Consider the following 23372-nt stretch of genomic DNA (forward strand, 5'->3'; position numbering starts at 1 on the left):
AAAGCTGTAGACAACATCTGTCTACAGCTTTTTGATTTTTTAAGAAAATGCTTGTGAGGCCAGGAAATAGAGAAGCGCCGGATCGTTCTGCTTTTCGTTCCCGCGAATCATCATAAAATGTGCGACGTTTGTTTTCGTAAATCCTGCTTCTACAAGTGATGCATGCAGGCGTTCAGCTGTTTCTTCCTGCATATCTAAACGAAAGGCGCCAGAATAAGACGTGAGAAGTGATTGAATGAGTGATAGCGCCGTTTGTTCATCGTTTGCTGCAAGCGGGCCAATCATCAGATTAGCTGGTGTTTCCACACCAAACGCGAAGCCGGTGATTTCGTGGTGTTCATCCTTTGCGATCAGTTTAAATGCTGCTCGCTCCATTCGCTTTATTAAGAAGTTTGATCGATTGGTCCCTGCGCCTTTTTCATCCAGCCTTTCAATAGACGAGAGGTGCGTTTGATCAGCGGGAAAAAGATGAATCTGATGTGACGGATGAAGGGCACTAGGATTTGTTTTTTGTGCTTTGTATGTATGAATATAACCGGCTGTCTGAAAGCCGATTTTTTCATAAACTGGGCGTCCTTGTACAGTAGCTGTTAAAACGACAGGGACACTTGAATCACTATGAAGAAGCAGTGTGTCAATCATTTGACGGGCAAGACCGAGGCCTCGATGTGTCTCAGATACAATGACCGCCCCAATTGATGCCACTCTGTCATACTGAAAAAGTCCAGCGCATGAAATGACTTGTCCGTCAGTTGTTGTAAAACCGGTAAAATGTCCATTTGTTAAAAGAGATGTGAGCTCTTCCGCATTGTAATCAGGCCAGTCGACCTCTTTTGACAATGCGACAAGGTCTGGTATGTCATCAAGGGTTAAAGTTCGTTGTATAACGTTTGCCAATACACGCAACTCCTTCTTAGCTGATTTCTCTATATGTATCGTACCATAAGAACGCATAAGAAAAAGGAAAAGGGGATACCTTTTCCTTCAGCGTATAGACAAACCCTCGCATTTGGTGTCAGTCCTGCGCTTCGGTGCTCCCTTTTCCTTTTGTATAGTTTAATAATTGAGGTCACGGTTGTATTCATATTCAAAGGTGAGCTGTAAGTTTTTAATTGAGACAACGCCTACTTTGATTAACCGTCCACCGATCAATTGAGGAACCTCGGTTGCATTAAAAGAAACAAAAAAGCGGTCTTTTGCTGGCACTTGACTTGTTTTATAAGAAGAGATGTCAACTTTTTGACCGTTCCAAGGTACGTTCACTGTTCCGCCTTTTAAGGAAGAGACGGTGAATACATAATTATATGCATTTGTACTGCCTTTTTCAGCTTCTAATGACAGGCCAGTGACAACGGCATCCTGCGGCAAGCTGCTTAAATCAAAAGAAGAATTGGGAGATCCGGCTTCATTGAAACTATTCAATGTGGCAGGTGATCCATATCGTTTGGTTGTGCCTTTTTCAATACTTTTATCAAAGACAATACGATACATGTTGTCCTCTTCATTTAATAATTGCTTTGGTTTGACGGCTAAATAGTAGTCAGTGCTTGCGGCAATTTTCGGCATATGGATGATTTCATTTTGGTTGTTTGTCCGCACAGAGGAAGACACGAGTGACCCGCTCTGATTGTAAAGATAAAGATCAAAATCATTTCCAGCTTTCACATTGACGAGTTTGATAGAAAAGCGGCCATCTGCTCCATCAAATTTAGAGCTGGTGAACCGGTAAAAATCAATGTCATTCATAGAAGAGATACTACCTTCGTGATATAAATAGGTCTTGTTTAGATGAAGAGAGTGCTGTAAGAATTGAGCTTTTTCCATCGTATCATTGTTTGCATAATCACTGTCTGGATACAGATGCTCCAATTCTTCTGTATAATATGTTGTTTGTTTCGTAGAAGTTTCACTTGCTTGAGCAGGTGATTGGAAAAGAGGGCTAGCGATAAAGAGGCCTGTAAGCAATAAAACCCCGATCTTCTTTTTGAACATGACAAACATCTCCTTTTAAGTAAATGACTTTCATTTATAATATCGGTAAATAAATGTAATATTTCATATTTATTCCATTTTTATTTATAAAAAGAACCTCCAATTCAGGAGGTTTTTTTAGTGAACGTTAAAATATCGAGCTTCAGGATGAGAAACGACAATGGCTGAAACGGATGCTTCGGGCTCCATCATAAACCCTTCTGTGAGATGAATCCCGATTTTTTCTGGCTGCAGCAGATGGAATAGTTTTTCTTGGTCTTCTAGATTAGGGCACGCTGGATAGCCAAAGGAATAGCGCTGACCTTGATATTTGGCTTGGAACCGTTTCTCCATCGTGAAATCGACTGGGTCTGGGAATCCCCATTTATCACGAATTACTTGATGCGTTCTTTCAGCCAATCCTTCTGCAAGCTCAAGTGCTAAAGCTTGGACCGCATGCATTTTCAAATAGTCACCCTCTTGTTTAAATTGCTGCGCAACCTCTCGTATGCGGGCGCCAGCCGTCACTGCAAATAAGGCGATATAATCTTTCACGTTCTCTCCGCTTTTCCGCACATAATCAGAAATAGACCGGTACGGAAGTTTTTCCTGTCTTGGAAATTGGAATGTCTCAATGACGCGGTTAGGCGCTTCTGGATCATAGATATGCAGGTCATTCCCATTTGAACTGGCAGGGAAGAATTGATAGACGAATGCAGGTGCAAACCAGTTTTTCTCTCTGCCTTCTTGAAGAAGATCTGTGATCAGCTGTTTTAATTCCAATGCTTTTGGATGCTGTTCAGCCAAGAGCTTTTTGACCTTTCCTTTTAAGCCGAGATGATGGCCGATCAGCATTTGCTCATTGACATAGGGCATTATGTGGTGCAAATCAATATCCCGTACATAATGGCGTTTCGTATTTTCTGGCGTGAAAATCGCTGCCTCCGGAAGTGTCGCGCGTTTTTCTAGTAATTCAATCACGGCTTTTGGCTGCGTTGTTTCTTTTTCCTTATGGAGCGTTTCTTGATCTTCTAAGGGTTTTGTTTGAAATTGAAGAGGGTTCGCTCTTAATTCATTCGCTAAAGACAGGCCGTCCATTGCATCTTTGGCGTAAAGGACGGGGCCATCATATTGAGGCGAAATTTTCATCTTCGTAAACTTCCGTGAAAGCGCCGCGCCGCCCACCAAAATGGGAACAGAAATGTTTGCTTTTTGTAAATCTTGAGCGGTCAAGACCATTTGCTGTGCTGATTTGACAAGTAAACCTGATAATCCAATCATATCTGGCTTTTCTTTTTGCACCGCTTCAATCAATGTTTGTGGGGTTACTTTGATTCCGAGATCGACGACGTGAAAGCCATTATTGCTCAAAATGATGTCGACCAGGTTTTTCCCTATATCATGGACATCGCCTTTGACGGTGGCGAGGAGAATCTTCCCTTTGCCGCTTGCGTCCTTTTTCTCCATAAATTGCTCAAGGTATGAAACAGATGCTTTCATGACCTCAGCGGATTGGAGGACTTCAGCTACAATCAATTCGTTTTGATTAAAAAGGCGCCCAACCTCTGACATTCCCTGCATTAATGGTCCATTGATGACATGAAGAGGTGATTCAAATTTCTCCAAAGCAAGGGCCAAATCATCAATCAGGCCTTCTTTCGTCCCTTCGACGACATAGAGTGCCAGCCTTTCATCAAGTGATAAGGAGATCTTTGGTTTCTTCTCTGTTTTCTTTTTCCCGCGATAAAATTGGGTGAACTCAGCAAGGGTTTGATCATTTGTTTCATAAAGTAAAGTTTCAGCCAGCTTGATTTCTTCCTTTGGAATTGAAGCGAAGCGTTCAAGCTTTTCAGTATTCACGATCGCATAATCAAGCCCTGCTTTTACGCAGTGATACAAATAAACGGCATTCAATATTTCTCTGCCAACTGGCGGGAGTCCGAAAGACACGTTACTAATGCCTAAAATGGTGAGACATTCAGGCAGTGCTGCTTTGATTCGCTCAATGCCTTTAATCGTCTCTTCAGCAGCACCAATATACTGTTCGTCTCCAGTACCTACTGGAAAGACAAGCGGGTCAAAAATGATATCACTCGCAGGGATTCCATATTTTTTCGTGAGCAGGTCATGCGATCTTACGGCAATCTCAAGTTTTCGATCTGCTGTGACGGCCATCCCTGTTTCATCGATTGTTCCCACAACAAGTGCGCCGCCATATAGCTTGACAAGCGGAAGAATCTCTTCAAAGCGCTCTTCTCCATCCTCTAAATTAATAGAATTGATAATGGCTTTTCCTTGAGAATACATGAGTGCTTTTTCGATGACATGTTTATCGGTTGAATCAATGACAAAAGGAGCTTTCACTTTTTTCATGGCTTCTTTTAAAAAGCCTTCCATGTCTGCTATCTCATCACGATCAGGGTCTGCTAGACACACATCAATGACGTGAGCGCCATTTTTCACTTGAGCGCGGGCAATTTCTGCCGCCTCTTCAAACTTTTGTTCTGCGATGAGCCGTTTGAATTTGCGTGAACCAATGACATTTGTGCGCTCACCAACAAAGAGGGGGCGCATCGCTTCTTCATAAATGAGGGGCTCGATGCCTGATACGGTATGCGGTGATGACTCATGCGTCATGCTGCGGGGCTGAAGCGAACGTACTTCATCTGACAATGCCTGAATATGTGCAGGCGTTGTACCGCAGCAGCCGCCGACGATATTTAACCAGCCTTCTTTTGCAAAAGCGGCAATTTTTTTAGCAAGCGAAGTAGGGGATTCGTGATATTGCCCTTCTTCATCAGGGAGACCAGCGTTTGGATAGCAGCTGACAGCCGACTTTGAGATGGAGGAGAGTGTACGGATATGGTCTGTCATAAATTCTGGACCAGTTGCACAGTTTAGTCCGACGCTGATTGGTTTCATATGCTCAAGTGAGATATAAAAGGCTTCAATATCTTGACCGGCAAGGGTGGTGCCCATTGGTTCAATCGTCCCTGACACCATCAGTGGTAGCTCAATACCGGTCGCGTGAAAGGCTTCTTGAATGCCTTTAAATCCAGCTTTGACATTCAGCATGTCTTGACTTGTTTCTAAAAGAAGAGCATCACATTTTCCATCAATCAGGGCGCGGGCTTGTTCTTCATAATTTGCAACGAGCTCTTCAAACGTTGTGCCGCCTGTCACGGATAATGTTTTTGTAGTGGGCCCCATTGCGCCTACAACAAAGCGGGGCCAGTCTGGTGTTGACAAACGGTCTGCTTCACGCTTTGCCAGCTGAGCTGCTTTTACGTTCAATTCATAGGCGAGATGGCCAAGTCCATATTCATCGAGAACGAGCTTCGTCGCGCCGAATGTATTTGTTTCGATTAAATCTGCACTTGCTTCAAGATATTGCCGGTGAATCGTGGAGATAATATGAGGGGCTGTGACGTTCAAATATTCGTTACAGCCCTCATACTCTTCTCCGCCGAAATCCTCTGCTGTGAGATCGGCGTTTTGAATCATTGTGCCCATTGCACCGTCAAGGACGAGGATGCGTTTTTTGAGCTGTTCAGTGATAGTTGGCATGGATGTTTGGCTCCTTTTCTTTCTGATGGATGTAAGTTGTCAGTTCTGCTGTTAAATCTGATCGAAGGAAAGGGGTAATTAAATAGATACCATTAAACAATTCGCAGGCTGTATCTAATAAAGAACGGGCAATCGCTAACCCTTCTGTCCGCTGCTTTTCTTTATCTTCGCCTGCCTTGGCCATAATCTCACGAATCGAGTCAGACAATTTAATGCCGGGAATTTCATGATGAATAAACTCAGCATTTCGGCTGCTTGTTAGCGGCATAATACCGATGTAAATCGGTTTATCCAAATGTCGGCTTTCTTCATGAATCTTCACAAGCTGTTCTTCAGAATAAACAGGCTGTGAGATAAAGTAATCGGCACCGTATTCGATTTTCTTCTCGAGGCGTTTGACCGCTTTATCAATATGACGGACATTTGGATTAAACGCGCCAGCCACTGAAAAATTGGTCTTTTTCCCGAGCGGCTTCCCAGAGAAAGATAGTCCCTCGTTAAATTGTTTGATCAGACGGATCAAATCAAAGGAGGTTAAATCATACACAGATGTCGCACCTGGGAAGTCTCCAATTTTAGACGGATCGCCTGTGATGGCTAAAATATCGGTTAGTCCAAGCGTGTCCAGTCCCATTAAGTGGGATTGGAGTCCAATCAAATTGCGATCACGACATGTGATATGGACAAGTGAACGCATATCAAGCTGCTGTTTTAATAAAGCGCCGCATGCTACATTGCTAATACGCGGGGTAGCTAGAGAGTTATCGGCCAGTGTGAGGGCATCAATGCCTGCACTTTTTAATTCGTTCGCTGCGATAAGGAATTTTTCAAAGTTCAGCTTCTTCGGCGGGTCCAGCTCGACGATAATCGAACGTTTTTTCACAGCAAGCTCGTCAAGACCTGGTTCTGTCCGTTGATCTTGGATGGAAATGATTTCTTCTTTTAATACTTTCACTTCTTTTTCGGTGATAGGTGCTAAATCTTTGACCGCCTCAGCCATGGCGCTTATATGCTGAGGGGTTGTTCCGCAGCAGCCTCCAATGATTCGTGCGCCCTGATTTCTAAACTCAAGTGCACTTTTTCGGAAATAATCATTATCTGTATCATAGACGAGTCTGCCTTCTTCAAGGGAGGGGAGACTGCTGTTTGGATAGACAGATAAATGCGAATTTTGCAAAAGTGGAACGCCTTCAAGTGCCTGAATCATATGATAAGGGCCTAATCGGCAGTTAATGCCGACGACATCAGCGCCAAGTGAGGATAATTCAGATAAACCGTCTTTTAGCGGTGTACCGTCCTGTAATACACCTTGCTCATGCATGGAGACGTTCATGACAATCGGAAGCGCTGTTTCTTTGCGAGCAATCTCAAGAACGGCTTTTGCTTCTTCAATATCATAATACGTTTCAAGCAGTAACCCATCAGGCTCTTCATTTAAAAGGATATAGAGCTGTTCTCTAAAGCTCCGTTTAATCTCGTCTAAAGAGTAGGCATTTTTGTTAAATGTTCGAATGCCGCCGATCGTTCCGAGGACATAAGCTGAGCCAGCGGCTGCTTTGGCAATTTGTACAGCTTTTGTGTTAATGCGTTTTGTTTCTTCCTCTAAACCGTAGCGGGATAGTTTAATATAATTCGCACCGTATGTGTTCGTTTGAATAATGTCCGCTCCAGCTTGCACATATGCTTCGTGCACTCTTTTGACTTCATCTTCTTTCGATAAATTTAATTCTTCAAAGCAGCGGTCAATGCCATAAGAGTATAAAAGTGTTCCCATTGCTCCATCAGCAATCAGTACGCGATTTTGTAAGTCTTGTAATAGGCCCATTGGTTTCCTCCTTATTTCTATGTAACAAAAAAAGCCTTCTGATAAGAAGAAGACTTTTTGGCTGTATTGAAATTCTTCTCCTTATCTTCCAAGCAGTTGCTTGCTGGATTTAGCACCTTGGTCATAGAAAATAGATTTCTACTACACCGGTTGCTGAGGCTTCACAGGGCCAGTCCCTCTGCCTCTCTTGATAAGAAAGCGATATGAACATGTCAATGAATTGAACTTCCATCAACTGTATCGAAAAAATCGGAAATAATCAATGGAAAATTTGAAATTTATCGAAAATTTATAAATTGGACGTCAATCGGTAAATCTGCCTTGCGCATGAGCGCCATCACTTCTTGTAAATCATCTTTATTTTTTCCTGTCACACGCACTTGGTCATCCTGAAATTGCGACTTTACTTTTAAACCAGATTGTTTGATCAAGGCATTGATCTTTTTGGCATTGTCCTTATCAATCCCGCTAATCAGCTTTGCACGCTGGCGAACGGTTCCACCTAGGGCATGTTCTGTTTTTCCATAGTCAATGTTTTTAGTCGGTACGTTTCGTTTAATCAGTTTTGTCACAAGGACATCCTTTAGCTGCTCCAGCTTGAAGTCATCATCAGAAATGAGAACGAGTTCTTCTTTTTCTAGTGAAATATCACTTTTACTTCCTTTAAAATCATAACGGTTTTTAATTTCTTTCAGTGCTGCTTGAATGGCGTTTTGCACTTCTGGCAGCTCCACCTTCGATACAATATCAAATGAACTTTCTTTTGCCATCACATATGACCTCCAACTATAGATATTGCGTCTATTTTATCATGCCCATAGGGGAAGAAGAAACTTTATCGAAGCGAGTTCAGATGCATGCGGTATAATTCAAGTACAGTTTGTCCACTTTAGCTAACAGAACTAGAGATGTTCATGATGACAGAAGTATAGTAGAATAAAGTGAATCAAAAGATGAACGAACGCTCTTTTAAGGGCAGATAGGAAGGAAGAGAACATGAGACCAGGTGAGCAACTGACCTTGCAAATAGATAATGAGATGGAATACGGCTACTTTTTAACAGATGGCGAAGATTCTGTTCTCCTACATCGCAGTGAGATGACAGAGGATATTGGAGATCGTGATGAAGTAGAGGTCTACTTATATGTAGATCATGAGGAAAGACTGGCAGCGACGATGAAAATTCCTAAAATCAATGCACATACATACGACTGGGTAGAAGTCGTAGACGTTGTAGAAGATATGGGTGCTTTTGTCGATATAGGTTTGTCAAAGGATGCACTTGTTGCAACTGAACACCTCCCGCCTTTTGAGGAAGCGTGGCCGAAAAAAGGCGACAAACTATACTGTATGCTCAAAGTGACAAGTTACGGGAGAATGTTCGCAAAACCAGCCACTGAAGATGTGATCAGTGAATTATTTACTGAGGCGCCAGAAACGTTAATGAACAAAGAAATTACGGGAACAATCTATCGCTTAATTGCGACAGGTTCTTTTATGCTGACAGATACAGGCGTGCGTGGGTTTATCCACCGCACGGAACGAAAGGAAGAGCCTAGATTAGGATCGACCGTGACAGGACGCGTCATTGCAGTGAAAGAGGACGGAACCGTGAACGTTTCTCTGCTTCCTAGAAAACAGGATGCATTATCTGTCGATGCAGAAGAAATTTTAACTTATATGAGAACGAGAAACGGTGCAATGCCTTACGGGGATAAAAGTGATCCAGAAGATATCCGGGAAAGATTTCAAATGAGCAAAGCAGCCTTCAAACGAGCATTAGGTCATCTAATGAAAAATGATCTTGTTTACCAAAAAGAAGGATGGACATACGAGAAAAAGTGAGCATTTGCTCACTTTTTTTATTTTTGTCATAAATAATGGTTTTTTTCAGTGAAAAAAGTCATGAAAAAAGCTGAAAATCCTTCACTTTATCATTGAAACAATGACTCTCAAATCCGATAAATAAGGGGTAGGATGATAAAAGGAGTGTGTTTTTGGATGAAAGTGAAGATTTCATTACTTCTGATGGCAGCGATGATCATGGTACTCGCCTCATGCAGCAATCAGCAGGGAGGACCACCGATATCAAATGCGAAGCATATTGGTGTCATGCTGACGGATGATGGTCTTGGTGATCAATCATTTAACGATTCATCATTTAAAGGATTAGAAAAAGCACGTGATGAGCTTGGCATTGAATTCGATTATAGAGAAATTGCAGAAACCGATACATATGAAAAAGGGCTGACCGAGCTTGTGAAAGATGGAAATGACCTGATCATCGGTGTAGGTTTCAGTATGCAAGAAGACTTAGAAAAGGTAGCGAAAAAATATCCGAAAAAGCAATTTTTACTCATTGATGCTGTGTCTGAACTGAAAAATGTCACATCAGTGACTTTTAAAGAAGAGCAGGGCAGCTATTTAGCGGGAGCACTTGCTGCCATGACAACAAAAAGTGATGTTATTGGTTTTGTTGGCGGAGTCGATGCAGAGGTGATCCACCGATTTGAACAAGGCTATCAAAAAGGCGCAAAATCTGTGAATCCGAAAATCAAGGTCGTATCCACGTATGCTGGCACATTTAGTGATGCAGGCAAAGGCAGTAAAATAGCGAAAGACATGATCAAAAAGAAAGCAGATGTTTTATATGCCGCAGCCGGTTATACGGGTGTTGGTGTATTAAAAGAAGCGCAAACGCAAGGCAAATATGCAATCGGCGTGGACAGCGATCAGTATTATACAGCTGAAAAAGCCGTTATTTCGTCTATGGTCAAAAAAGTAGATGAAGTCGTCTATCAATTCAGCGAACAGCTCGTCAAAAGCAGCAAAATCAAAAGCGGGCATATCGTTTATGACTTAAGTAATGACGGAATCGATATGGCAAGAATCCGGGTGCTCAAAGATGCTGAGAAATTGACCAAAAAATTAAATGGACTGAAGCAGACACTTCTGAAAGAAGAGGGGGCAGCATCATGAGCTTACGCATCAAAATTTTGCTCAACTCACTCATTTCACTTCTTTTAGCGGTTGGCGTAATTGCCTTTATTATTGTGAGCATGACAAAGATTCAGTCATCAAGCGAAACAGAAGTTCAAACCTTACTGAACGTACAAAAAACGAAGGCCAGCTTTGAAAGTGTCGAACAAGCCATGACCAATTATTCCATGACCCTTTCAGATGAACAGCTAGAGGTCGTTCAAAGCGATATATCGACAGCGAAAAAACAGCTGCAAACGTTAAACAAAAACGCAGGAAATATGAACAAAGAAGCCCTAACACGGTTAAATTCAAAGTTTGACACATGGACGCAAGAAGCAAACAATGCCATTGGTGAAAAAAATGCCTCTGATGCCAGACGAGTAGCTGCCAGAATTGACGGTGTTTTAAACGACGTGCATACGATGAATAAAAGAGCACAAGAAGCGTATGAATACCATTTAGAGGAGGCGGCAGACAATGTGCAAAGGATCATCACAAGCGCATCTGTCGCAGCCCTCACGCTGATTGTCATCGCCGTCTTTTTAAATATTGGTTTAACGAGATCCATTGTGACGCCAATCAAATCCCTTTCTTACCGGGCAAAACAGATTGCCGAAGGAAACCTCGCTGTGGAGCGGATGAACATCAAGCGTAAAGATGAAATCGGCGGATTAAATGAGTCGTTCAATCAAATGACGGATCAGCTGATTAGCTTGATTCAAGAAATCAGTCATGTCTCAAGTCAAGTGGAATCATTCTCGATTCAGCTAGATGATGAAAACAAAAAGCTTATGGAATCAGCCAATCAAGTGTCTGTATCGACAGACGAAATGGCGAATGGTTCACAAGCGATTTCAGAAGACCTTCAGCATGGCGTTAGTTTGATTGAGAAAATGGATTCACATGGCCGTAAGAATTCCGAAAGATCACATACAGTCATCCGTAGTACAGAGGATGCCATTGAAGCGGTGGATAGCGGAAAGCACACGTTAACAGAAACAAAAGCAGCCATTGAAAAAAATACACGTGCGACGAGACAAATTGAAGAGTCAGCAGGAGAATTCACTCAGTACGCAAGCGGAATCTCCGCAATGGCCAAAACGGTTTCTGATATTGCGGACCAGACAAACCTCCTCTCACTCAATGCGGCGATTGAAGCGGCAAGAGCAGGAGAAGCTGGCAAAGGGTTTGCCGTCGTAGCGGACGAAATTCGTAAGCTGGCAGATGAATCGTCTCGTGCAACAAGACAAATTTTTGACATGGTAAGTCATATTGAAAAAGGCATTCAATCCATTAGCCAAACTGTACAAGAAGGGGTCAAGCTATCACTTCAGCAGCAAGATGCAATGGACAAAACCTCACACTCCTTTGAAGATATAGAAACAAAAGCACAACATATTAAGCAAGAAATGGCGGTCTTAAATGACCAAATTATTCAATCAACAGAGCTTGGCGGACAAGTGCTGCACTCGATTGAAAATATTAGTGCCGTTGTAGAAGAAACGGCAGCGGGCAGCGAAGAAATTTCTGCCTCGGCAAACGAACAGCTGCAATCTTTCCATCAAATGAACAAACAAGTAGAAGAACTGATGAGTATGACAGCAAGGTTAAACGAAACTGTTCACCGATTTAAACTATCATAAGAAAAGCACCCTTCCCGTGATGTTTCAGGGAAGGGTGCTTTTTATGATGGGCTGCCTGTAAAGAAGATGGCAAGTGTGCTAGGGCCTGAGTGGGACCCAACAGCCGCTCCGATGACCTGGATGTCGATTTCTTTTGGGTGAAATTCCGCTTCGATTAATTGTCTCATTTCTTCTGCAAGTGCAGGGTCATCTCCATGACTAATGCCAACAGTTTGACTAGACCAGTCAGATCCGCGTTCTTTCATCAGCTCGATAATGCGTTTCAATAATTTTTTGCGGCCACGAATTTTTTCAAGGGGTATCAGTTTTCCATCCTCAACGTGTAAAATGGGTTTAATACTTAACAATCCGCCAACAAATGCGGACGCTTTACTGATTCTTCCGCCTCTTGCTAAATACGATAAATCGTCTACAGTAAAAATATGTTGTAAAGATTCACAAAAATGCTTTACAGACGTTTCAATTTCTTGTATTGTATTTCCGTCAATGGCAAGTGATTGAGCGTGTTTGACAGCTAGTCCATAACCAAGTGAAGCACATTTAGAATCAATGATTCGTAAATCGAAATCAGGGTATTCTTCCTTCACTTCGTTTGCCATCATCACAGCGGTTTGGTATGTCCCTGAAAGCTCTGATGAAAAGGCAACATAAATAGCCGATGTATGGGTTTGGGCCGCAGAAACAAAGGCTTCTTTGATCCGGTTCGGTGAAGCTTGTGATGTTTTTGGACTTGCACCTTGTCTCATCGCATCAAATACTTGTTTTGGTTCAATGGTGATCAAATCCTCAAATTCCTGCTCGCCGAGTAACACACGCAGCGGAATGAGTGTCATGTTTTGTTCATCATAATAAGAAAGAGGCAGATCAGCAGCACTGTCTGCTATGATATGAACAGTCATCAAAATCCCTTCTTTCTAAAAAAATCAACCATATTTTACATCTTTTTAGCCTAACTATATCATAGAAAATCATTTTTTCGTGTTCAAATTCTAAATTTTAGGGAAAACCATAGAGAGAATGGTAAGTGGAGGAATGACAACATGTTCATTGGAGAAGCAAAAAAATTCATCGTCGTCGTCATTGGTGCCTTACTTAATGCGATTGGGCTGAATTTATTTTTAATCCCTGCTGACGTATATGCAAGTGGTTTTACAGGGGTTGCCCAGCTGTTATCTAGTTTAATCGATCAATATGCACCGTTTTATTTATCAACAGGGATCCTATTATTTATTTTAAACATTCCGGTCGGCATTTTAGGCTGGATGAAGGTTGGTCGTTCCTTTACTTTGTATAGCATTATTAGTGTGGCACTGACAACGATTTTCCTCGGCATTTTACCAGAGACAAGTGTTTCTGAAGATATTTTATTAAATGCTGTATTTGGCGGAGTCATTTCTGCACTTGGCATTGGGATTACACTGAAATATGGGGCATCTACAGGCGGCCTTGACATTATTGCGATGATTTTAGCGAAATGGAAAGACAAACCAGTGGGCACGTATTTCTTCATTTTAAACGGAATTATCATTTTTACAGCAGGATTGTTACAAGGTTGGGAGAAAGCTTTATATACCCTTGTCACATTATATGTGACGACTAGAGTAATTGATGCCATCCATACGAGACATGAAAAGCTGACCGCCATGATTGTGACAAAGAAAGCAGATGAAATCAAAGAAGCCATTTATGGAAAAATGGTCAGAGGGATTACGACTGTTCCGGCAAAAGGGGCATTTACCAATGAACAAAAAGAAATGATGGTCATTGTCATTACAAGGTATGAGCTGTATGAACTTGAACAAATTATAAAGGAAGTTGATCCAAAAGCCTTTACAAATATTGTTCAAACAACCAATATTCTTGGATTTTTCAGACGAGATTAAAAGGTGGGTAGAAGATGAAAAAAGGGTTAGTGCTTTTTCTCGTTCTATTGGTTTTAACAGCTTGTGGACAACAAAAAAAGGATGAACCAGACAAGGAGGTATCCGGTCAAATGGGAGAAAAAACCGTTGTACTCACAGTAGACCCCGTCCAAAAAGGTTCTTCGGTTCAATTTCATATGTCACTAAAAAATGAATCAGATCGAGATATTGAATTCACGTTTAACACAAGCCAAAAATTCGAATTGAGTGTGTACGATGAAGACGGAGATGAAAAATACCGTTACTCGAAAGACCGTATGTTCACACAAGCCATCCAATCCTTTGTGCTGAAAGCAGATGAAACATATGACTTCCAAGATACGTGGTCAAACGGTGTGGAGCCGGGAACGTATGAAGCGGTCGTCACATTTAAAGGAAAAGCAGAAGGGCTAAAGCAAATCACTGAGAAGAAAACGTTCCAAGTGAAATAAGCATAAGAAAAGCTGTCCACAAAGCGGACAGCTTTTTTCGTTAAAGATCATCAAGCAGGTCTTGGAACGTATGCAGCTGGTTTCTTTCTGCATCTGTCGAATTAGCAAATGCAGATGATACGGCGTTTTTAGCTCGCTGGACTGCTTGTTGACGCTCTAAACCAGATGGAAATGAAGAAGTAAGGGCTTCTTCAGTAAATGATTTGGCTTGATCAAAAAGTTCGTTTCTCACAATGAACCTCCAGAAGCATCAGTCTTCATATTTCCCCTGTCCTCCGCAGCTTCTTCAAGTGTGGAACGATACGGAAAACGTGCGTCATGTAGACTGACTGAATCTTTACCTTGTTGTATAAAGCGTTTCGATTTGCTTCTTTTACCCATTCGGAATCCGCCCCTTTACACAAGCTGACAGGACAACCTGTCTAACGGTAGTATGCCCGCTTCGACCTGCTATGTATGAATGGAAAAATTAAAGCGAGAAGTAATTCGTTAGGAATTTTGCAATCCCATCTTGTTCATTCGTATCTGTCACTTCATTAGAGACGCGTTTCACTGCATCAATCCCGTTGCCCATTGCAACCCCGCATCCAGCAAATTCAAGCATCTCTAAATCATTGTCTTCATCTCCGAATGCCACAATCCGCTCCTGAGGCACACCGTAATAATCACTAATTTTTTGCAGCCCAACGGCTTTATTCATACCTGTTTTAATGATTTCAATGACGTGCCACGGAGCAGCCCAGCGTCTGTGGTCAATCACTTCTGCATGAACATCTGTCAAATAGCTCCGGATCGCTCCGACGTCTTCTTCTTTTGCGTGAATTAAGACGCTTGTGACATTCTCTCCAAGATTGTCCCGAAGGTCTCCAACGGTCACTTTGTTTGCATTCATATTAAATATATCAATGAGCTTTTCATCATGATAATGGAAATACAAATCGTCTAGCACTTCAGCTAACACATTGTGCACTTTATATTCCTCACTAATATCCACAAGCTGTTTCACGACTTGAAGATCAAGTGATGTGTGAAATCTGCCCCATTTTTCATCAAGAGGATGATGGACAAACGCTCCATTAAAGTTCACAATCGGTGAATCGAGCTGCAATTGCTGATAATAAGGAGAGCTGGAACGAAATGGCCGGCCAGTTGAAATACAGACATGATGCCCGCTGTCTTTCACTTTTTGAATGACATCAAGTGTGTGTGCAGAAATCGTTTTATCGTCTTTTAATAACGTGCCATCCAGGTCAAGTGCGATTAGATAAGGTTTAGTCTCCATAAAATCTCCTTTGATCTGTAAGTAATAGGAGGCAGCTGGTGCGGGTGCCTCCACCTATAGTGTATCTTTATCACATCTTCGTTGTCTACATGTTAAAATAAACAAAGACGGGAATGATAAAGGAGGATTCATAGGCTGTGATCACCATTGATGAGCAAATGACGCACGATATTCCATTTTTACATATCGTAAAAGCTGAAAATAAAGATAAACCGATGCCGCTTGTATTTTTTATTCATGGATTTACAAGTGCACGCGAGCACAACTTACACTTCGCCTTTCATTTGGCGGAAAAAGGCATGAGAGTCATTTTGCCTGACTGTGCTTATCATGGTGTAAGATCAGAAAACCTCAGCTTAGAGGAACTGGCATCAAAGTTTTGGGAAATCGTCCTGAACGAAATACGTGAAATCGATATCTTAAAAACATATTTTCAAGAAAAACAATTGATTGAAGCCGATCTAATAGGTGTTGCAGGTACTTCCATGGGAGGCATCACGACCTTTGGTGCACTCGCAAAACATGATTGGATTAAAGCGGCAGTCAGCTTGATGGGCAGTCCGAAATATACGACATTCCTACAAGCACAAATTATGGACATGCGGCACAAAGGGTTGATGAAAGAGATTACAGATGAAGAGGTTCATCAGCAATTAGACGCGCTGCGCCCTTATGATTTAACGCTGCAAACAGATCGATTAAACAAAAGACCGCTGTTATTCTGGCATGCAGAAAACGATCCAGTTGTCCCTTACAGACATGCAAAAGCTCTTTATGACGAGTTAGCAGAAACCCAATATAAAGAAGATCCGCACCTGATTCGTTTTATCACAGATGGACAGGCTGGCCATAAGGTCTCAAGACAAGCAATGTTTGAAACCATTGACTGGTTTGTGACACACCTGAAAAGCACAAACGTTTAGCCAAAAGGAAAAGTACGTTATACTAGTTGAAAAAGGAGTGGATATCATGGATGAAGCATTGAAAGAAAATATTTTAGGCGCCCTAGAACAGGTGATTGACCCTGAGTTAAACGTAGACATCGTCAACCTTGGACTTGTCTATGATGTCGATCTTGATGAGAATGGAAAAGCGGATATCACGATGACTTTAACATCAATGGGGTGTCCCCTTGCACCAGTTATCGTCGATGAAGTGAAAAAAGCATTAAGTGACTTGCCTGAAGTGAAGGAAACTGAAGTTCACATCGTCTGGAATCCACCTTGGACACGTGACAAAATGTCAAGATACGCTAAAATTGCGCTTGGTATTCAATAAGTAAATACGAAAAATGCCTGGTATGAGTTGAACTCGTACCAGGTTTTTTTATGAAAAATTAAGGTAGAGGAGGAGTATGGCTTGATATAATGGATGTAATTTTATAGAACGGAGTACCTATAATGAAACGAAAGTGGATATGGATCGTTCTTTTGATGGGATATGGCGCTGCCTTTTTTGCATCAGTCTCTATACGTGAAGGTCAAGCACACAAAAGACAAGGACTTGAGGCGTTTACAGATGTGAGTCACCTTATGCCGGTCAAAATAAAAAAAGTCGTGCAAGGAAAAGAAATAGAATCTTTAAAAGAAGTATTAGAAGAAGCAAAAGAGAAGAATCTGCCCATTTCAATCGCCGGAAAGCAGCATAGTATGGGCGGCCACACGTATTATGAAAATGGCATTGTACTAGACATGACGAAATTTCGCCGAATCGTATCATTTAATGAAAAAAAGAAGACCATTCGGGTCCAGAGCGGCGCCACATGGGATGATATTCAAAAATATGTGAACCCATATGGTCTTGCAGTAAAGGTGATGCAATCTCAAAACATCTTTACGATTGGTGGCTCGTTAAGTGCAAATGCACATGGACGTGACATTCGCTACGGCTCACTCATTGACACTGTGCGCTCTTTCACACTGTTAAAAGCAGATGGAGAGATCATCACAGTAAAGCCTAGCGATGATTTATTTACTGCCGTGATTGGAGGATACGGCTTATTCGGTGTCATTTTAGATGTTGAGCTGTCCTTAACAAAGGATGAATTATATAAAATGGAGACAACCTCTCTACACTTCGATGAATACACTGATTATTTTCAAAAGCATGTAAAGAACAATAAAGAAGTGCGCATGCATCTCGCAAGAATCTCTACAGCGAAAACAAATTTTTTGAAAGAGATGTATGTGACGAATTATTCGCTTACTTCTGATCAACAGATCGATCCATACCGCGAGCTCAAAGAAGATCAGCTCGTCATCCCTTTAAAATTTATGCTCGGCCTTTCGAGAAGATTTGATATGGGGAAAGATTTGCTATGGAACTTGCAAAAGAAGTATTTTCAAAGTCAAAATGACCAGCTGATCACAAGAAATAACGTGATGCGGTCTGATTCTGCTTTTTTAGAATATGAAAATGAGTCAGATACCGATGTGCTTCAAGAATACTTTGTTCCAGTTGATCGTTTTCGTGCGTATATCGATGACATGAGAAGCTTTTTACAACAGGAAGAATTGAATTTAATGAACATCACGATCCGCTACGTACAAAAAAATGAAAAAGCGGATCTCTCATATGCGAAAGAAGATATGTTTGCACTTGTTTTGTTAGTGAATTATGGTTTTGAGAAAGAAGAGAAGGCAGAAGCGGAGCGGGTCATCCGGCAAATGACAGATATCACCTTGCGGCACCATGGAAGCTATTACTTACCATACATGCCGTATCAAACGAAAGCACAAATGAAACAAGCGTATCCAAAAACCGATCTATTCTTTCAAAAGAAAAAGCAAGCAGATCCAGATGGTAGATTTATCAACTACTTTTATGAAAGGTACAATACACAATGAATGCTAAAGCAATGAAATGGTTCGTCTATTCACAAAGTCTACTGTTTTTCGCCAGTAGTCTCATTTTCCCTTTTTATATTCTTTTTATTAAAAATGTTGGGTCGAGCTATTCTCAATTTGGTCTTGCTTATGGTCTGTTTGGTTTGAGCGGTGCGTTCATTCATTTATTATTAGGAAAACTTCCTGAAACGACCGACAAGCGTCTCTTTTTAATCATTCATGCGTTTGGTATGGCGTTTCTTCTTCTACTTTTTCCACATATCACAGAAGTAGAGCAAGTTTATATGATTCAGCTTGCCTTAGGTGTGCTAGGTGGTGTTCAGAAGCACGGAGAGAAATTACTCGTCACCGAACTCACAAATGAGAAAAAGCGTATGAAAGAAGTTGGGCACTATCATTTTTGGACAGCGCTTTTTTCATCGATCGCCATTATGCTTGGCGGCCTGTTTGCTGATTTCTTCACCATTCATTTGATTTTTTATGCAAGTTCCCTATTATATTTATGCAGTGCGCTTCTGGTCCTCAATATGAAGAACAATAGATAAAATCCGCATGTCTCACGAAGATATGTGGATTTTTTTATGAAAAAAAATGAAAACAAATATTAAATATACAATTGAATTAATTTTTATACATGTTATAATGTTAAATAATTTCACAAAGATCAAGAGGGTGTATTGACGTTGAAAATAGGTATTATAGGTGCTACAGGGTACGGCGGTGCGGAATTAGTTCGTATCTTTAAGCAGCATCCACATGTGGAGGAATGTATATTGTATTCATCAAGTGGTGATGGGCAATTATACAGTCAATCTTATCCGCATCTGACAACGATTACTGACCAAACATTAAAAGCCATTGATCCGGCGGCCATTGTGCAAGAAACAGATGCTGTGTTTTTAGCGACACCAGCAGGCGTTTCAAGTGAACTCACACCGAAGCTCATGAATCAAGGGGTGCCAATTATTGATTTATCAGGTGACTTGCGCATTCAAGATGGAACTGTTTATGAAGCGTGGTATAAACGAAGGGCAGCGGATGAAGTATCGGTTCAACAAGCTGTATACGGATTATCTGAATTGAATCGTGAAACCATTAAGCAAGCGGAAGTCATTGCAAACCCCGGCTGCTTTCCTACTGCAGTTCTTCTAGGTTTAGCACCGCTGATGAAACAGAATTTAATCGATGAATCTATGATCATAATAGATGCAAAAACCGGGGTGTCCGGTGCAGGACGATCAGCCTCACTTGGCACACATTTTTCAGAGCTGAACGATAACTTTAAAATTTATAAGGTGAATGAACATCAGCACACACCTGAAATAGAACAAGTACTTAGAGAATGGAACCCGCAAACGGCGAACATCACATTTTCAACACACCTTGTCCCGATGACAAGAGGGATTATGGCGACGATGTATACACAATTGAAATCAGATGTCACAAAAGAAGAATTAATGAAACGGATGAAGGACTTTTATGAAGATTCCTATTTTGTAAGAGTGAGAGATCATGGGATATATCCGCAAACAAAAGAAGTATACGGCAGTAACTTCTGTGACATTGGTTTTCATTTAGATGAGCGAACAGGCAGACTGACGATTGTATCTGTCATAGATAATCTCATGAAAGGCGCAGCCGGCCAAGCGGTTCAAAACTTCAACATCATCAAAGGCTTACATGAAGAGGCGGGCCTCACAATGACACCTCTCTATCCATAAGAACAGGGGAGACAACAAACATGATCGAATTGAATGAAAAAAGTATTGTCAAAATAGACGGGGACGTATCATCACCAAAAGGTTTTGAAGCAAAGGGGATTCATATAGGATTACGCTATTCAAAAAAAGACCTTGGCTTGATCATCAGTGAAGTACCAGCAGCGAGTGCAGCGGTATACACTCAAAGTCACTTTCAAGCTGCGCCTCTTCAAGTCACACAAAAAAGCTTGAAAAAGACGGGCAAACTAAAAGGTGTCATTGTCAATAGTGCCATCGCCAACGCATGCACAGGTGAGCAGGGATTAAAAGATGCATACGACATGCAGGCAGCCTGTGCAGACATGTTAGGCACAGAGCCTGATTACATTGCCGTTTCTTCTACTGGTGTCATTGGAGAGTGTCTGGATATGGATAAAATCAAAACAGGCATCGCTCAGCTAAAAGAAGCAAAAGCAGGAAATGGCCACTTTGAAGAAGCGATTTTAACAACAGATACAGTCATTAAAAATACGACATACTCCTTGACGATAGACGGGAAAGAGATTCTCATTTCAGGTGCAGCAAAGGGCTCTGGTATGATTCATCCGAACATGGCAACAATGCTCGGGTTTGTCACAACCGATGCAAATGTCGAACAAGAAGCTTTGCAAAATGCTCTTCGTGACATTACAGATGTGACGTTTAATCAAATTACCGTCGATGGAGAAACATCAACTAACGATATGGTGCTTGTGATGGCAAATGGAATGGCAGAAAACCAGGCACTGAATGAAGAACATCCAGAATGGCCATTGTTTAAAGAAGGATTAAAACTAGCCTGTGAAGATCTAGCAAAAGAGATTGCAAGAGACGGAGAAGGCGCAACCAAATTAATCGAAGCGAAAGTTGTTGGTGCAAAAAACAACTTAGAAGCGGGTATTATTGCAAAAAAAATCGTAGGTTCAAGTCTTGTGAAAACAGCCGTATACGGTACGGACGCCAACTGGGGACGGATTATCGGAGCAATCGGTCATAGCGCAGCTTCTGTCACGCCAGAAGAGGTTGAAGTTTACTTAGGCGGGCAATGTCTGTTTAAACATAATGAACCTCAGTCTTTCTCAGAAGAGGAAGCAAAAGCGTATCTAGAGCAGGATGAGATTACGATTTTCATTCAAATGAATGAAGGAAATGGTGAAGCGGCAGCATGGGGCTGTGACCTTACCTATGATTATGTGAAAATTAACGCGAGCTATCGCACATAATGAAGGAGATAGACATGGATAAAACGATCGTGTTCAAGTGTGGAGGCAGTGTCATTCGAGAACTTTCCGATACCTTTTATGAAAATGTCCGCTCACTTCAAGCTGCTGGATTTAAACTGGCTATCGTACATGGCGGGGGTCCTGAAATCACGAGCATGCTGCAAAAATTAGAAGTGAAAACGGAATTTGTAGATGGACAGCGCAAAACAACAAAGCCGGTGTTAGAGGTAGCCGAAATGGTCCTTTCAGGAACGGTGAATAAATACTTTGTTTCAGAGTTGGCAAAGCATGATATATCATCTGTCGGTGTATCTGGTAAAGATGGACAGATGCTTGTCGCCGATTTTCTCGATCAAGATGTATATGGGTACGTTGGCGAAATCAAAGAAGTCAATCCAGAGATGGCAGAAGCACTAATGGAGAAACAATTCATTCCCGTCATTGCGCCGCTATCTATGACCGAAGAATGCCAAACGTTAAATGTGAATGCTGATCTTGCAGCATCAGCATTCGCAGGAGCTATGAAAGCTGATAAGCTCATGTTTGTCACAGATGTGGAAGGAATTTTAAAAAATGGTGAGCTGTTAGACGTTGTCACCGAACAAGAAGCTCTCAAGCTCATCGATGAAGGTATTATTTCCGGGGGAATGATTCCAAAAGTGCAATCTGCGCTAAGTGCTTTATCAGGAGATGTGGATGAAGTCATGATTGTGAATGGAAAAGGCAGTATTTTTACAGGAGATACCTTTAAAGGAACTCGAATTGTAAAACAAAAGGAGGCGGTCCTGTGAGTCATCTCTTTCAAACGTACGGACGGTGGAATGTTGAAATTAAAGAGGCAGAAGGTTCTTGGGCAGTTGATACAACTGGGAAAAAATATTTAGACTTTATACAAGGCATTGCGGTCACGAATTTAGGTCACAATCATCCAAAGGTCAATCAAGCCATCAAGAAGCAGCTTGACGAGGTCTGGCACGTATCAAATCTATTTGAAAATGGACTGCAAGAAAAAGCAGCGGAAAAGCTGGCAGCCAACAGTTCAGGAGATCTCGTATTTTTCTGCAACAGCGGGGCTGAAGCGAATGAAGGGGCTATCAAATTGGCCCGAAAAGCAACAGGTAAAACAAATATTGTGACGTTTTTGCACTCTTTCCATGGGCGCACGTATGCTGGTATGGCTGCCACAGGTCAAGATAAAATCAAAACTGGTTTTGGACCGATGCTGGAAGGCTTTCATTATGTACCGTTTAATGACCCTGAAGCGATCACAGCGTGTGAAATCGATGATGTCGCAGCGGTCATGCTGGAAGTGGTGCAAGGTGAAGGTGGAGTGAATCCAGCTACAGCTGAATTTCTAGAAGCCGTTCAAACATTTTGCAAAAAACATCAAGCACTGCTAATTGTAGATGAAATCCAAACGGGTATTGGTCGAACAGGGACAGCATTTGCCTATGAGCAATCGGGACTTGATCCTGATATTATTTCAGCCGCAAAAGGTTTAGGAAATGGGTTTCCAGTAGGTGCAGTGATAGGGAAAAAAGCTTTAGGGGATGCATTTTCTCCAGGCTCTCATGGCACAACATTTGGTGGCAATATGCTCGCTATGTCAGCTGTGAACGCAACTCTTGATGTAATATTTAAAGAAGACTTTCTTTCAGAAGTGAAAGAAAAGGGTGCGTACCTCTTAAAGAGACTGCAAGAAGTCAAGCAGCTGAACATCGTGAAAGAAGTACGTGGCAAAGGATTAATGGCAGGAATTGAGTGTCATCAGCCAGTAGGTGATTACATCACAGCCCTTCGAGAGCAAGGTTTGCTTGTGCTTCCAGCTGGTCCGAATGTTATTCGATTATTACCTCCGCTGAATGTCAAAAAAGTTGAATTGGATCAAGCCATTGAAGCCATCATTCAAGTGTTAGCAAATGAAGCAGTAACGGTCTAAAT

At 41.7% G+C, this 23372-nt stretch carries 22 protein-coding genes and 1 riboswitch; of the genes, 13 read left to right on the top strand and 9 right to left on the bottom strand.

Annotation, left to right across the window (positions count from 1 at the left end):
* Window positions 1-39: 39 nt before the first annotated feature.
* The 5 genes from NSQ70_RS05470 to NSQ70_RS05490 all read right to left on the bottom strand — a co-directional run bounded on the left by NSQ70_RS05470 (window position 40) and on the right by NSQ70_RS05490 (window position 8133).
* Window positions 40-897, bottom strand: a complete 858-nt coding sequence (locus NSQ70_RS05470; protein ID WP_342502501.1) for a GNAT family N-acetyltransferase — start codon at window positions 895-897, stop codon at window positions 40-42.
* Window positions 898-1056: 159 nt separating this feature from the next.
* Window positions 1057-1992, bottom strand: coding sequence for a hypothetical protein (locus tag NSQ70_RS05475; RefSeq protein ID WP_039167392.1), 936 nt, complete (start codon window positions 1990-1992; stop codon window positions 1057-1059).
* Window positions 1993-2109: 117 nt separating this feature from the next.
* Window positions 2110-5538: a methionine synthase gene (gene metH / locus NSQ70_RS05480; protein ID WP_342502502.1), complete on the bottom strand. Its 3429-nt coding sequence runs from the start codon at window positions 5536-5538 to the stop codon at window positions 2110-2112.
* On the bottom strand, window positions 5522-7363 hold the full coding sequence (locus NSQ70_RS05485; protein WP_096881227.1) for a bifunctional homocysteine S-methyltransferase/methylenetetrahydrofolate reductase: 1842 nt from the start codon (window positions 7361-7363) through the stop codon (window positions 5522-5524). Before NSQ70_RS05485 ends, metH begins: the two co-directional genes overlap by 17 nt.
* A gap of 78 nt (window positions 7364-7441) precedes the next feature.
* Window positions 7442-7560: riboswitch (SAM riboswitch) on the bottom strand.
* 81 nt (window positions 7561-7641) lie between these two features.
* Entirely contained in the window at window positions 7642-8133 is a 492-nt protein-coding gene (locus NSQ70_RS05490; RefSeq protein ID WP_024720044.1) for a YajQ family cyclic di-GMP-binding protein, read from the bottom strand.
* Window positions 8134-8359: 226 nt separating this feature from the next.
* On the opposite strand from NSQ70_RS05490, the gene NSQ70_RS05495 reads away from it, so the two are divergent.
* From NSQ70_RS05495 to NSQ70_RS05505, 3 genes are all read left to right on the top strand, one after another.
* Complete coding sequence (locus NSQ70_RS05495; RefSeq protein ID WP_017360190.1) at window positions 8360-9208, top strand: S1 RNA-binding domain-containing protein; 849 nt, start codon at window positions 8360-8362, stop codon at window positions 9206-9208.
* A gap of 156 nt (window positions 9209-9364) precedes the next feature.
* Window positions 9365-10342 (top strand): BMP family ABC transporter substrate-binding protein, encoded by a 978-nt coding sequence (locus NSQ70_RS05500; RefSeq protein WP_025207132.1) that lies wholly within the window; start codon window positions 9365-9367, stop codon window positions 10340-10342.
* Window positions 10339-11988 (top strand): methyl-accepting chemotaxis protein, encoded by a 1650-nt coding sequence (locus NSQ70_RS05505; protein ID WP_156060641.1) that lies wholly within the window; start codon window positions 10339-10341, stop codon window positions 11986-11988. The genes NSQ70_RS05500 and NSQ70_RS05505 overlap by 4 nt, the downstream gene beginning before the upstream one ends.
* 41 nt (window positions 11989-12029) lie before the next feature.
* Here the strand turns inward: NSQ70_RS05505 and NSQ70_RS05510 are convergent, their stop codons facing one another.
* A complete protein-coding gene (locus tag NSQ70_RS05510) occupies window positions 12030-12887 on the bottom strand; it encodes a DegV family protein (protein WP_008348544.1) in 858 nt (285 codons plus the stop codon).
* Between the two features lie 141 nt (window positions 12888-13028).
* Between NSQ70_RS05510 and NSQ70_RS05515 the strand changes: the two genes are divergently transcribed.
* Window positions 13029-13871 (top strand): YitT family protein, encoded by an 843-nt coding sequence (locus NSQ70_RS05515; RefSeq protein WP_007499067.1) that lies wholly within the window; start codon window positions 13029-13031, stop codon window positions 13869-13871.
* A 14-nt stretch (window positions 13872-13885) separates the two neighbouring features.
* Entirely contained in the window at window positions 13886-14341 is a 456-nt protein-coding gene (locus NSQ70_RS05520; protein ID WP_254505835.1) for a BsuPI-related putative proteinase inhibitor, read from the top strand.
* Between the two features lie 40 nt (window positions 14342-14381).
* Here the strand turns inward: NSQ70_RS05520 and NSQ70_RS05525 are convergent, their stop codons facing one another.
* From NSQ70_RS05525 to NSQ70_RS05535, 3 genes are all read right to left on the bottom strand, one after another.
* A complete protein-coding gene (locus NSQ70_RS05525; protein WP_008348541.1) occupies window positions 14382-14573 on the bottom strand; it encodes a DUF3813 domain-containing protein in 192 nt (63 codons plus the stop codon).
* Complete coding sequence (locus NSQ70_RS05530) at window positions 14570-14722, bottom strand: hypothetical protein (protein ID WP_008348539.1); 153 nt, start codon at window positions 14720-14722, stop codon at window positions 14570-14572. The genes NSQ70_RS05525 and NSQ70_RS05530 overlap by 4 nt, the downstream gene beginning before the upstream one ends.
* Before the next feature lie 88 nt (window positions 14723-14810).
* Complete coding sequence (locus NSQ70_RS05535) at window positions 14811-15623, bottom strand: Cof-type HAD-IIB family hydrolase (RefSeq protein ID WP_039167379.1); 813 nt, start codon at window positions 15621-15623, stop codon at window positions 14811-14813.
* A 137-nt stretch (window positions 15624-15760) separates the two neighbouring features.
* On the opposite strand from NSQ70_RS05535, the gene NSQ70_RS05540 reads away from it, so the two are divergent.
* From NSQ70_RS05540 to NSQ70_RS05575, 8 genes are all read left to right on the top strand, one after another.
* On the top strand, window positions 15761-16546 hold the full coding sequence (locus NSQ70_RS05540; protein ID WP_041507472.1) for an alpha/beta fold hydrolase: 786 nt from the start codon (window positions 15761-15763) through the stop codon (window positions 16544-16546).
* Between the two features lie 46 nt (window positions 16547-16592).
* Window positions 16593-16901: a metal-sulfur cluster assembly factor gene (locus tag NSQ70_RS05545; RefSeq protein WP_003211530.1), complete on the top strand. Its 309-nt coding sequence runs from the start codon at window positions 16593-16595 to the stop codon at window positions 16899-16901.
* 122 nt (window positions 16902-17023) lie between these two features.
* On the top strand, window positions 17024-18469 hold the full coding sequence (locus NSQ70_RS05550) for an FAD-binding oxidoreductase (RefSeq protein WP_045034692.1): 1446 nt from the start codon (window positions 17024-17026) through the stop codon (window positions 18467-18469).
* Window positions 18466-19014 carry an MFS transporter gene (locus NSQ70_RS05555; RefSeq protein WP_178930025.1) on the top strand — a complete coding sequence of 183 codons (549 nt, stop codon included), beginning with the start codon at window positions 18466-18468 and terminating at the stop codon, window positions 19012-19014. The genes NSQ70_RS05550 and NSQ70_RS05555 overlap by 4 nt, the downstream gene beginning before the upstream one ends.
* Before the next feature lie 138 nt (window positions 19015-19152).
* Window positions 19153-20190 (top strand): N-acetyl-gamma-glutamyl-phosphate reductase, encoded by a 1038-nt coding sequence (argC, locus tag NSQ70_RS05560; protein WP_342502503.1) that lies wholly within the window; start codon window positions 19153-19155, stop codon window positions 20188-20190.
* Between the two features lie 20 nt (window positions 20191-20210).
* The gene (gene argJ / locus NSQ70_RS05565) at window positions 20211-21431 is read left to right on the top strand and encodes a bifunctional ornithine acetyltransferase/N-acetylglutamate synthase (protein WP_039167371.1); all 1221 of its coding nucleotides are present in this window, start codon (window positions 20211-20213) and stop codon (window positions 21429-21431) included.
* 14 nt (window positions 21432-21445) lie between these two features.
* Window positions 21446-22222 carry an acetylglutamate kinase gene (argB, locus tag NSQ70_RS05570; protein WP_268432027.1) on the top strand — a complete coding sequence of 259 codons (777 nt, stop codon included), beginning with the start codon at window positions 21446-21448 and terminating at the stop codon, window positions 22220-22222.
* Window positions 22219-23370 carry an acetylornithine transaminase gene (locus NSQ70_RS05575; protein ID WP_008348527.1) on the top strand — a complete coding sequence of 384 codons (1152 nt, stop codon included), beginning with the start codon at window positions 22219-22221 and terminating at the stop codon, window positions 23368-23370. Before argB ends, NSQ70_RS05575 begins: the two co-directional genes overlap by 4 nt.
* The last annotated feature ends 2 nt before the right edge of the window (window positions 23371-23372 follow it).

Origin of the sequence: Bacillus sp. FSL R5-0397 (genome assembly GCF_038593395.1) — a bacterium.
Taxonomy (GTDB): Bacteria; Bacillota; Bacilli; order Bacillales; family Bacillaceae; genus Bacillus; species Bacillus altitudinis.